16 protein-coding genes and 1 tRNA gene are annotated in these 11,353 nt (G+C 35.0%); 7 read left to right on the top strand and 10 right to left on the bottom strand.

What is annotated here, in order from left to right:
• Window positions 1-1,080, top strand: coding sequence for a DUF5074 domain-containing protein (locus NHF50_RS02780; protein WP_245896503.1), 1,080 nt, complete (start codon window positions 1-3; stop codon window positions 1,078-1,080).
• Between the two features lie 47 nt (window positions 1,081-1,127).
• On the opposite strand, the gene NHF50_RS02775 is transcribed toward NHF50_RS02780, so the two are convergent.
• A complete protein-coding gene (locus NHF50_RS02775) occupies window positions 1,128-2,549 on the bottom strand; it encodes a S41 family peptidase (protein WP_252774984.1) in 1,422 nt (473 codons plus the stop codon).
• Window positions 2,550-2,633: 84 nt separating this feature from the next.
• Here NHF50_RS02775 and NHF50_RS02770 point away from each other — a divergent pair, with 84 nt between their 5' ends.
• The 4 genes from NHF50_RS02770 to NHF50_RS02755 are packed head-to-tail and all read left to right on the top strand — an operon-like array spanning window position 2,634 to window position 4,639.
• Window positions 2,634-3,149, top strand: coding sequence for an RNA polymerase sigma factor (locus tag NHF50_RS02770; protein WP_252774983.1), 516 nt, complete (start codon window positions 2,634-2,636; stop codon window positions 3,147-3,149).
• Window positions 3,130-3,573, top strand: a complete 444-nt coding sequence (locus NHF50_RS02765) for a hypothetical protein (RefSeq protein WP_252774982.1) — start codon at window positions 3,130-3,132, stop codon at window positions 3,571-3,573. The genes NHF50_RS02770 and NHF50_RS02765 overlap by 20 nt, the downstream gene beginning before the upstream one ends.
• A gap of 4 nt (window positions 3,574-3,577) precedes the next feature.
• Entirely contained in the window at window positions 3,578-4,105 is a 528-nt protein-coding gene (locus NHF50_RS02760; RefSeq protein ID WP_252774981.1) for a DUF4252 domain-containing protein, read from the top strand.
• Between the two features lie 3 nt (window positions 4,106-4,108).
• The gene (locus tag NHF50_RS02755) at window positions 4,109-4,639 is read left to right on the top strand and encodes a DUF4252 domain-containing protein (protein ID WP_252774980.1); all 531 of its coding nucleotides are present in this window, start codon (window positions 4,109-4,111) and stop codon (window positions 4,637-4,639) included.
• 120 nt (window positions 4,640-4,759) lie between these two features.
• On the opposite strand, the gene bla is transcribed toward NHF50_RS02755, so the two are convergent.
• From bla to NHF50_RS02710, 9 genes are all read right to left on the bottom strand, one after another.
• On the bottom strand, window positions 4,760-5,572 hold the full coding sequence (gene bla / locus NHF50_RS02750; RefSeq protein WP_252774979.1) for a subclass B1 metallo-beta-lactamase: 813 nt from the start codon (window positions 5,570-5,572) through the stop codon (window positions 4,760-4,762).
• Between the two features lie 55 nt (window positions 5,573-5,627).
• Window positions 5,628-6,119: a GRAM domain-containing protein gene (locus NHF50_RS02745; RefSeq protein WP_252774978.1), complete on the bottom strand. Its 492-nt coding sequence runs from the start codon at window positions 6,117-6,119 to the stop codon at window positions 5,628-5,630.
• Window positions 6,120-6,157: 38 nt separating this feature from the next.
• Window positions 6,158-6,517, bottom strand: coding sequence for a nuclear transport factor 2 family protein (locus NHF50_RS02740; protein ID WP_252774977.1), 360 nt, complete (start codon window positions 6,515-6,517; stop codon window positions 6,158-6,160).
• A gap of 21 nt (window positions 6,518-6,538) precedes the next feature.
• On the bottom strand, window positions 6,539-6,955 hold the full coding sequence (locus NHF50_RS02735; protein WP_252774976.1) for an immunity 22 family protein: 417 nt from the start codon (window positions 6,953-6,955) through the stop codon (window positions 6,539-6,541).
• 153 nt (window positions 6,956-7,108) lie between these two features.
• Complete coding sequence (locus tag NHF50_RS02730) at window positions 7,109-7,630, bottom strand: DinB family protein (RefSeq protein WP_109568231.1); 522 nt, start codon at window positions 7,628-7,630, stop codon at window positions 7,109-7,111.
• A gap of 143 nt (window positions 7,631-7,773) precedes the next feature.
• Window positions 7,774-8,235 carry a MarR family winged helix-turn-helix transcriptional regulator gene (locus NHF50_RS02725; RefSeq protein ID WP_109568230.1) on the bottom strand — a complete coding sequence of 154 codons (462 nt, stop codon included), beginning with the start codon at window positions 8,233-8,235 and terminating at the stop codon, window positions 7,774-7,776.
• Entirely contained in the window at window positions 8,228-8,668 is a 441-nt protein-coding gene (locus NHF50_RS02720; protein WP_109568229.1) for an EVE domain-containing protein, read from the bottom strand. The genes NHF50_RS02725 and NHF50_RS02720 overlap by 8 nt, the downstream gene beginning before the upstream one ends.
• Window position 8,669: 1 nt before the next feature.
• Window positions 8,670-9,035, bottom strand: coding sequence for a VOC family protein (locus NHF50_RS02715; protein WP_109568228.1), 366 nt, complete (start codon window positions 9,033-9,035; stop codon window positions 8,670-8,672).
• A 444-nt stretch (window positions 9,036-9,479) separates the two neighbouring features.
• A tRNA-Leu gene (locus NHF50_RS02710) sits at window positions 9,480-9,561 on the bottom strand.
• Window positions 9,562-9,785: 224 nt separating this feature from the next.
• Here NHF50_RS02710 and NHF50_RS02705 point away from each other — a divergent pair.
• A complete protein-coding gene (locus tag NHF50_RS02705; protein ID WP_109568227.1) occupies window positions 9,786-10,568 on the top strand; it encodes an ABC transporter permease in 783 nt (260 codons plus the stop codon).
• Window positions 10,565-11,347, top strand: a complete 783-nt coding sequence (locus NHF50_RS02700) for an ABC transporter ATP-binding protein (protein WP_252774975.1) — start codon at window positions 10,565-10,567, stop codon at window positions 11,345-11,347. Before NHF50_RS02705 ends, NHF50_RS02700 begins: the two co-directional genes overlap by 4 nt.
• The last annotated feature ends 6 nt before the right edge of the window (window positions 11,348-11,353 follow it).

Below are 11,353 nucleotides of genomic sequence, written 5' to 3'. Positions count from 1 at the left end.
ATGTATATTAGAAAAATTTCATTATTAGCGGCAACAATAGCTTTATTTTTTGCTTCGTGTAGCAATGATGACGATAACAATCAGGAACAACCGGAACCGGCTGTTACTTATGAAAATGGAATCTTTATTTTGAATGAAGGGAATTATGGTGTTGATAACAGCACTGTTTCTTTCTTAGCAGATGATTTTTCTTTTTTTCAGGCAGATGCTTATGGAGCGGTGAACAATGAAGGTGTAGGGAATACAGGTCAAAGTATCGGTTTTTACAATACTATGGCTTTTATTGTGGTTAACGGCTCTAACAAGATCGAGATCGTAAACCGTTATACTTTAGAACCTATAGGAACAGTTTCTTCAGGTCTATCCAATCCGCGATACATTGCTTTTGCAAATGATAAAGCTTATGTAACCAATTGGGGAGATGCTTCAAGTGCAACAGATGATTATGTAGCGGTGCTGAATACAACAACCTATGCTGTTGAAGCTACAATTCCGGTAGGAGAAGGTCCGGAAAGAATAGAGGAAGAGAACGGTAAATTATATGTCGCTTTAAAAGGTGGTTGGAATAACGGAAATGCTGTTGTAGTGATCGATTCAGCAACTGATACTGTTACAACAACAATTACTGTGGGAGATGTCCCCAACTCATTGGCAACGGAAAACGGTTATTTATATGTGCTATGCGGAGGAATTACAGACTGGACAGGTGGCGGAGGAGATACTAACGGAGTTTTGGTTACAATAGACCTTTCGGACAATACTTTTACGACACTTGATTTTCCGACAGGTCATCCTGCAAATTTAGATATTGAAAACGGAACAATTTATTATACAATCAATGCTGCTGTATATTCAATGAGTACATCTGCTACTACATTGCCTTCTACGCCTATTTTATCAGTTGCAGATCAGGGAGTATACGGAATTTACGGTTTTCAGGTTGAAGGCGGTAAAGTTTACATAGGAGATGCTGCAGACTACAGTTCAAACGGTTCTATCTATATTTTTAATACAAGCGGAACATTATTATACGAGAACACAGTTAGAGTAAGTCCTAACGGTTTTTATTTTAATAATTAATTCATTCTTTTTGCCCCAAAAAAAGTCCTTCATGTGCAGGACTTTTTTTATTGCGGTAATTCAAGGTACATTTCAGTTTTTAAAATATCCTGATCAAGTGTACTATTAAATGGTTTATAGATTTCAGCCCTTTGAGGAATTGTTGGTCGACCATTCAAGTCAATAAAGTTCAGAGCTGTCTGTAAAAGTGGTTCATTTTGATCTCCGAGTATTCCGAGATTTTCCAGATCTTCTGATTGAGAAACATCAGGAGGTAGTCCATTTGTAGAATAATCAGAAAATCCGTTAACATTTGATATTTTTAAAACAATAGGTTGCATAGCATACCTGTGGTTTGGGTTAACATTGCTTTTAGAAAAAGTAGGAGAGTCATACAAAGTGATGGAGCCAACATTTTTTCCGATAGTGTGATCTCCGATCTGTGTGACATTAATATAGGGCGTAAGACCGTTAATGACCAGCTCACTGGCCGAAGCTGTTTTTTGAGTCGTAATGATGTAAATTTTATCCAGATTCAAATGATTAATTGCAGCTCCGTTTTTTATAGTATTCGTAAAGCGGTTTAACAGTTGTTCCGAATCGCTACCGAAATAGTCTTCTAATTTATAGTTCCATTCCTGACGGGCAAAGATCTCATTGTTGAACTGTCCGGTTATCATACTCGCCAGTCGGGTAGCCGTAGCTACAGCACCTCCCGAATTGTAACGCAAGTCTAAAATTAAATGGGTAATCCCTTCAGCCTGAAAGTAGGCAAAAGCATTGTTTAATTCGTTTTCATAACTTTCATAAAAGCCGTTGTACATCAAATAACCTACATTTTTATTACCGACAGTAAATGTGGTTTTTATATAAACCGGATTTTCCGAATAAGGAGTTTTGTTCAGTGTTACGGCATTTCCGTTGGGAACGATTTGTCCGTTAACTAGATCTGCTAGATATAAAGTATAAGTACTCTGTCCTAGCAATGTTTTATAGTTATTAACGTTTAAAGAGACGCCATCTATGGCATAAAAGACATCTCCTCTGTAAATAGTTTTTGTCGAAGCGTCAGAATTAGGAAGAATATAACGCACCCAACCGAAGATTTCGGTTGAACTATTAGGAGCATAGCGCAGTTCGTAATCAACTCCGTTACTCTCAGAAGTTCCGGTTAGAGCCTGCTCTAATAATGTATAATCCGAATAAAGAACACTAAAGCGGTCTGTAGGGGCTTCCAGTTTTAAATGATCGAATATGTTTTCAGGTGTCGCAAAAGTTTCCAGAAATTGAGTGTATTCGGTTTGTGAATCAAATCGATCATCAGATAGATCCGGACTATCCGTGAGCCAATAATAATATTGGTTCAGACCTTTCCAGATAAAATCATTAACAGAGGCGCTTTGAGGATTGTCATCCCAGTCGTCAGAACAGCTGACTGTCAGCCCGCTTAAAACCAAAACGAGCAACATTTTTAAGGGGAAATATTTCATGCTTTTTTTTATTTTTAAAAATACTTAATTTTTTCGTGTAACAAAAATAAAGTACATTCGTCTGTATCATATAAACCTTTTAAAATGAAGCAACAGGAGTTTATACAGATCATTTCTCCTTTTAAAGACAAACTTTTTCGCTTAGCCAAGCGAATGTTAGTCAGTAGAGAAGAAGCTGAGGATGCTACACAAGAGGTTTTATTAAAATTATGGAATAGAAACGATCATTTAAGAGGTTATAACAGTGTTGAAGCACTGGCCATGACAATGACAAAAAATTACTGTCTGGATCAGTTAAAATCGAAAAGAAGCGGAAATCTGCAACTGGTACACAGTAATTATAAAGACGGTAAACCGGATGTAGAGCAGCAATTAGAAGATAGAGATGCTTTAAACTGGGTAGAGAGAATTATTAATGAATTGCCGGAACAGCAAAGACTCATTGTTCAAATGCGGGATATAGAGGAGTTAGAATTTAATGAGATCGCTTCCGTTTTAGATATGAACGAAACAGCAGTTCGGGTGGCATTATCAAGAGCAAGAAAAACAATAAGAGAAAAAATAACAGCAAAACATAATTATGGAATCAAAACAAGTTAAACAATTGCTGGAAAAATATTTTGAAGGACAAACATCAATAGCAGAAGAGAAGCAATTAAAGGCCTACTTCTCCTCTGAAGATGTGGCACCCGATCTGGTGTCTTATCAGCCGATGTTTGTGAACTTCCGAATGCAAAGAGAAGAACAATTTACTAAAGCACTACCATTACAACCTAGAAAACATAATCATATTGTAAAATGGATAGGCATTGCTGCCAGTTTTGTTGTTCTTTTCGGAGTGTTACAATTCTATTTTTCTGAGAGTCCTAAAGAAGATCTGGGAACGTTCAACAGTCCTGAAGAAGCCTTTGTTGCAACTCAAAAAGCGTTGGACATGGTTTCAAACAGCGTAAATCAGGGGGTAGAAAGTGTAGCTGTTTTAAAAGAGTATGAAAAAACAAAAAAAACAATTTTTAAAGAGTAAAGAAATGAAAAATTTAGCATTTAGTTTCGTTCTGTTTTTAGTGTCAAATGTGATTTTTTCACAATCCGTTTTTGATAAGTTTGAAGATAAGGACGGAGTGACATCTGTAATAGTGAATAAGAAAATGTTTGAATTGATGGGCAAAATGTCTATCGATGCAAAAGAGAAAGATGCCCAACAATATTTGAACCTGCTTAAAAAGCTTGAAAATCTGAAAGTATTCACTACTAATGACGTTAAAGTAGCCGCTGATATGAAAGCAACGGTTATGAGTTATCTGAAATCTAATCCGTTAGAAGAATTGATGCGTGTTAACGACAGCGGTAAAAAAGTAAATATTTATATAAAATCTTCCGGAAACGGAGAGATCGTAAAAGAACTGTTGATGTTCATTGATGAGACAACAGGACAGGAACATCAGACAGTAGTTTTGTCACTTATCGGAAATTTTGATCTGAATGAGATATCAGCTTTAACCGAAAAAATGAGCCTTCCCGGAGGAGATGAATTAAAAAAAGCTTCAAAAAAATAAAAGATGAGAATTGTAGTTATAGTAGCAGTATTTGTTTTAAGCTTGGTTTCTTGCGAAAACAAAGAATCACTTCAAAAATATTTTGTTGAGAATTCTGAATCTCAGGATTTCATAGCATTAGATCTGGCGCCGAGTTTTATTAATACAGAGAAGTTAACCTTGACTTCAGAGGAAAAAGAAGCTTTGTCGTCTTTTAAAAAACTAAACGTTTTAGCTTATAAAAACGATTCGTTACATAAAACCCGATTTGAAGCAGAAAAAAATAAAGTAAAGGGTATTCTGAAAGAAGAAGCGTATGAACCGTTAATGAAATTCGGGAATACTGACAAAGGACTTTCTGTGTATTTGGTAGGAAACGATGAGAAAATTGACGAGTTTGTTTTATTTGCTTCCGGAAAAGAAGAAGGTTTTGTAGTAGCCAGATTGTTAGGAGATAACATGAAGCCGACCGATGTGGTTAACTTAGTTGAGGTCATTCGAAAAGCAGATCTGGATCTGGATCAACTAAAGCCATTGAAAGAAGCTCTGAAATAAGAAATAAGGTTAGTTATTATGAAAAAAAGAGCCTTGGGGTTGTAAAATCCAAGGCTCTTTTTGTTGTGATTCTAAACCGGACTTTGAATTCATAATTTGAGCAGCTTTATAAGCTGCATTTTATTCAAATAGCTTTATGGTATAATCAAATAGTTCCGTTTTACCCCATTGTCCATGACCCGGAATCACAATTTCAGCATTGGGATATTTCTGTTTAATTTTTTTTACAGTAGTTGACCATTCTTTAGTATTAGCATCCCCTAAATATCCTTTACTAGCTCCGACTTCCTTTATCAGGCATCCGCCAAAGATCGCATTGTCATCCGGAAAATATCCGATGATGTTATCTTTTGTATGGCCTTCTCCAAAGTATTCCACATAAACTTTTTTGTTCCCGATGTTTAATGTGAAACTATCTTCAAAATTAGTTATCGGATTAGAAAAATTAATTTTATTTTCTTTTAATAAAGCAATTGTTTGGTTAGTAGCATAAGTCGGAATATCATGTTTTTCAAATTCAGTGATTCCCCCAACACAATCTTCGTGAAAGTGGGTGGGAATAAGTGCAATTATGTTAGTTTTAAGCTCATCAGTAACATAATTTATTAACTCATTTGAACTTTCATTATCTGTTGGGGTGTCAAAAACAATTCCTCTGTTTTCATTTATGACTAACATACCATTGCAGGCTACTTTTCCGAAATTTTCTGTATTCAGATATGAGATATGCTGATAGATGTGATCGGATAATTTTTTGATGATGAGGTTTTTTGTTTCATATACTAATATACCATCTGTAGAATGTGTTTCAAAATTGTCGTTTTCAGTTGTTGGCTCTTTCTGATTTTCTTTAGATGATGATTCTTTGCAGGACACAAAAACTGATCCCGTAAAAAGAGATAGTATTATGAATAGTTTAGTGGTAAATTTCATTTTTTTAATTTATTGATAAGCATGTTTTTATCTAAGTATTTTCGTTTTTTTCTTTCTAATTTTCTGATTTCAATTTTTCAATTTCTTCTTTCCAGATTCGTCTGCCATTAACCACAAATTTTTCGGTTTGACCGTCCGTTGTTTTTATTTCTAGTCCATTGGGAATAAGTCCGAGAGCGTTATAAAAACTTACTTCTTTGATCTGATTGAGATTTATACTCAGTCTGTGATTCTGAACATTGAAATTATGCGATTGAAACTGGAGCTTATCTTTCAGTAAATAAAGTTTTCCGCCTACTGCCTCACCATTTTTAAAATGATTAGCGCCTCCGGAACGAATAACCGTTTCTCCGTCAATATTCTCAATTTGAGTTTGTTTTTTTACGGTCTTGGAACTCGCGAACAAATATAGGATTAATCCGAAAGCAAGTCCGGATATCGGTCCTGCGATCAAGGCATATTTCATCTCAAAACGAATGGCAAGAAAGAATCCGAATAAAAGTCCGAAAGCAATTCCTGCTAAAAAGGAGTTTCTGATTTCATTCATATTTTCAATTGGATTAAATTAATTTTATTGTATGATTCCTATTCTGTAGGTATAGGAAGTTGGTGTTGTCTTAAAAAAGACAATTTGTCCCAATAGCCTCTTTGAAATTTAATTTTTCCCTCTGTGATATGAAAAAAGCCGCAACCTCTTAAGCCCAAAGGATCTTTCCATTCTAAAATGCCCCAATCGTTATCTTCAAAAATGTTTTCAACGATGCAAGTCATTTCAGCCTGACTAAATTCATTTTCAAACATTTCCTGAATGGCTGCTTTTCCTATAACAGGTTCATTTGCCACTTGATGGTTAATAGCGTCTGAATGATAGAAGGATGATATCTTTTCAGCATTACCTTCATTAAATGCTTTTACCCATTCTTCAACTAGTTCTTTTGGTTTCATATTCTGTTTTTGTATGCGTTTCTATAGTAATTCATATTCTTTTTTGAAAATAAATTCAACAGGCTTTTCAGTGGATCTCATTCCGGAATATTCAAACAGCATTTCATTTGTTTCGTAAGTACCGATTTCACCGAAAAGAAATGTAATAAAAGTAAAGGTATTCAGGTCTTTCTTTTTTAATTCCGAAATCAGTTCTTCAAAGAAGTATTGAGAGTCCGGTAAAACATCTTGATTCTGAATGATATTATTGATCTCTAATTTTTTAAACCACCAACTTTCAATATAATCTTCGTCATAATATTCCAGCTCAACATCTTTTCCGAATTGTGATGTAGGCTCATCCTCGTTTTCATAATCAAATTTTAAATACTCCTGATAAAATTCTTTTTCTGAATTATAGGTTCCGATCCAAACGCAGATTATCTTTTTTGTGGTCATTTTTTAATGGTTCTTCTTAATGTTATAACTGTTTTATAAAGAGTAGTCAGTTAAAACAAATATAATGTAAACTTTTAATTTTAGAAGGTATGAGTAGAGTAACTGGTTAAACAAAAGGGAAGTTCTCAGAACCTGAGTACATGTTAGTCGCTTTTAATTTTTATTCAAATATTTTGTCTTTATAAAATTACAGTGATGTAAGTTATGACCTACTGTCATAAAACCAAGTGTCCTCGCTGTGAAATCAACCTTGTTTGCCGATCCTTTAAAATCTAACATTTCGTTTGTCATTGTCTTAAACAATACAATTGTTGATTTTCTAATATTTTCATACTCCTCTTTTAAGTCAGATAAATGGAGTGTTTTTCCTTTCACAGCTTCGATATATTTATTTTCGTCAAATCCCGGAAGCTCAGTATTGTCAAATCTTGAAAAGCGAAATGCTCTGTATGTATAAACTCTTTCACAATCAATGATATGTCGTATAACTTCTTTTGTGGTCCATTTGTCAGGCTGGTAAGAAAAATTCTCTTTTTCAGGTGTGATCCGCTGAAATAATTCGTTTGTTATTTGATAACTCTTATAGAGCTCGTCCAGTAGGTTGTCCGTTTTAACTAAATCAAAAAAGTAATGACAATAGTCTGGAGCATCCTTGTAAATGGTTTTGTCAGTCATAGTTAAAATTTTCTATAAGATAATTGAATACTTAATGTTATAAGCTTTAGAGATCAAATATACAAGTACCTCTGGGCTTTCGGAGGCACAAACAAAGCGAATTGCTAGTACAAAATTAGAAATATAGACAACAGAGAGTGTTTCTATTCGTTTTTATTGGCTTCTATGAGTTTATACATATTCGAATTAAAGTCAGAAAGTTTGTCTCCAATACTTGAGAAAAATTCAATGTCTGCATTTTCGATTTTTGTCAGTGCCAATTGTAATACTTTTTCGCCATGAGATGTTAATCTGACAATTTTTGCTCTGGTGTCGGTTTCGTGCTCTTGTCTTATTATTAATTTTTTGGTTTGTAGAGTTCGAAGAACCTTAGATACCATCATTCGGTCAAAATTATTCAGATTGGCAATTTCCACTTGTGTTACATTATCACTTTTGTTTGTTAACCAGGCGATTGAAGAAAGTAAGACAAATTGTGTTTGTGTCAGATCTAATGGATCTAAAACCTTTTTATGTTTACGCTGCCAAAGTAACATCAGTTGGGCCAACAAATATCCGGGACTCTCTTCCGGACTTTTAAATAGAAAATTAATTTTATCAGACATATTCTTTTTTTAGCATTATAGACGAAATTAAATCAAAATCATGTTTGTTGATCTCCAAAACTCCAAAACGAAACGGATAACCCCAACTTTGTTTGTTCTGGATAAATTGTAAATCATTTATCAGGGGTAAAATGGAAATGTCATGGTGCTCGAAAAACTCAATATTTCGTCTGAATGGACAAAAATCGTCTGTCATTTGAAACGGATATACCTCTTCATCTTTGACTTTTCCGATAGCTGTAAATTTTTGGCATTTGTCTGTTTTGTCCATTGTCTGTTTGCTCGAATAATAGATTACAAAATCGCCTTTTAGCATTCTTTTTAACGGAGCGGCTTTTCCGTGGCAGGCTTGTGCAATTCCTTCCGAAACACCTGTTCTTACATGGTCTTTGGATGCTACGAAAATCCAATATTTTGTTTCTCTTTCTTTCATTTTAGTTGTTCAGTTGTAGAAAAGTAAGCACGTAACCATCAGGATCTTTCACCATTAAAGTCTTTCCGAATGGAGTATTGTTTATTGTTCCTAAAATTAGAACTTCTTTTTCTGTCAGACCTTTTTGAAACTCTTCAATTGTGCCGTCAATGGCGAACCAAGGTGAAACACCGATTCCTAATTCTTTACCGTCAATATTTCCGATAGGTTTTCTAATGGCAAAACTTGCTTCACCTTTATTGTATTTAAAAACGTATGCGTCAGGATTAGGTATTCCTGCAAGTTCAAAACCTAATTTTTCCGTGTAGAAGTCTTTTGATACTTCTAAATCTCTTACTTGAAGAGATATAAATTCTAATTTTCTCATTATTTTAATTTTGTTGTCACAAATATAATATATACGACAATAAAAATACAAATATTTTTTACTTTTTATTTTTGAACGACTAAAAAAGTATGTTGTAAGCTGTTCTGTAAAAGTTTGGTTGGTGTTATGTCAAGATTGAGTAAAATAGATAATTCAAACTTTTGAATTTTCGGATAAAATTTGGAAGTGGGTGAAAAGCCATAATGCTGGCTGACCAATGTTGTAGAACATTTTTTATTAAACCGTTATAATATTGACTTTTGTTCCGTCCTGCAAATCTTGGATTTGTTTATGAATTTGTTGACTTAATTCGAAATGAACTTCGATATCTGTTAATTCAAAATTCTCTGGCTCTTATTTTCCGCCTAAAGCTGGCAATTTTTTATACTGCTTATAAAAAAATCCCCAAATCTTTTTTGTATAAAGTCTTGGGGATCTTAACAGTGACCACGATCAGATTCGAACTGACACGTCTTGCGACACCACCCCCTCAAGATGGCGAGTCTACCAATTTCTCCACGTGGCCTAAAAGTATTTAGCAAAAAAAAGCTATCATAAGATAGATAACTTTTGTATAAAACAAGAAAGCTTATTCCTGCTTTTGCGAGCAGCAAATGTATAGCCTTTTTTTGAATTGACAAGTTTTGAAAAGAAAAACAGGGATAGTAGATTGAGTTCCTGAAAGACTTTTCATTCTTATTGTAAAGAAAAAAACGTATCTTTAAAGAACGAAACCCAGCTATACATTATATGCCGAAAACAAGTACCATATTCAGAAAAGCAGGGGATTTTCTTCAGCTTACAGGCGAGTTAACCGGTTTTGCCGGGAGGTTCTTTATTGAAACATGGAAGTCGCCCTATGAGTTTGAAGAACTATTTCGCCAATGTTACCGGGTGGGAAACAGATCTTTTCCTTTAGTCGGACTTACCGGTTTCATTATCGGACTTGTACTTACGTTACAAACAAGACCCACTTTACAAGAGTTTGGTGCCGTATCATGGATGCCTTCCATGGTAGGAATATCTATTATCAGAGAGATAGGACCTGTAATTATAGCGCTTATCTGTGCAGGTCGGATAGCATCAGGTATTGGAGCCGAACTGGGGTCTATGAAAGTAACCGAACAAATCGATGCAATGGAAGTTTCGGGAACAAATCCTTTTAAATTTTTAGTAGTAACCAGAATAATGGCTACAACGCTCATGATTCCTTTATTGGTGATTTTAGGAGATGTACTGGCACTCTACGGTTCTTTCCTGATAGAAAATATAAAGGGGAATGTTTCTTTCTATCTGTATTTTAGTCAGGTATTCAGATCGTTGGAGTTTAGTGACCTTATTCCGGCAACGTTAAAAACCTTTTTCTTCGGGTTTGCTATTGGACTGATAGGGTGCTTTAAAGGCTATAACTGTAAAGGAGGAACTGCCGGTGTAGGCGTAGCTGCTAATACAGCTGTAGTAATGGCTTCAATTTTTATTTTTGTGCTAGATTTTGTAGCCGTTTTGGTAACAGATATATTTTATGGGCTATGAAGGAAGAAAGAGGTATAAGAGGTAATTATACGAGAACTCAAAGTACTAATGAGATCGTTATTCAGATTAAAGACTTGTACAAAAGTTTTGATGAGAACAAGGTACTCAATGGTTTTAATATGCTACTTTACAAAGGAGAAAACCTAGTGATTATGGGAAAATCCGGCTCCGGAAAAACAGTAATGATCAAGTGCTTGGCGGGATTGATGCAACCCGATAGCGGAAGTATTGAAGTTATGGGGAGAGAAATCACACAATTAGGGCATAAAGATCTGGATGATCTCCGGGCAGATATCGGATTCCTTTTTCAGGGAAGTGCGCTTTATGACTCTATGACCGTACAGGAAAATCTTGAATTTCCTTTAAGAAGACACAAGAGAAAACAGAAGAACAGAGGAAACACAGATGATCTGGTTAGGGAAGCTTTGGAAAATGTCGGACTTGCCCATACAGTGAACTTAATGCCGGTAGAGCTTTCGGGGGGAATGAAACGACGGGTTGCTTTGGCAAGAACCCTAATCATGAAGCCTAAAATTATTCTGTATGATGAACCGACCAGTGGACTGGATCCTATAACCTCCAAAGAAATAGTTGAACTGATGAGAACTATTCAGAAAAAATACGATACTTCGTCGATCATCATTACACACGATGTGGATTGCGCCAGAGTTATTTCTGATCGAATGATCTTATTGGTAGACGGAATTAACTATGCAGAAGGAACGTATAAAGAATTATCGGAAGCTTCAGATCCTAAGATCAAAGCTTTTTTTAAATAACAGATT

Source organism: Flavobacterium sp. NRK F10 (assembly GCF_024054235.1).
Lineage (GTDB): Bacteria > Bacteroidota > Bacteroidia > Flavobacteriales > Flavobacteriaceae > Flavobacterium > Flavobacterium sediminis.
This window is presented reverse-complemented; position numbering and strand designations above follow the sequence as displayed.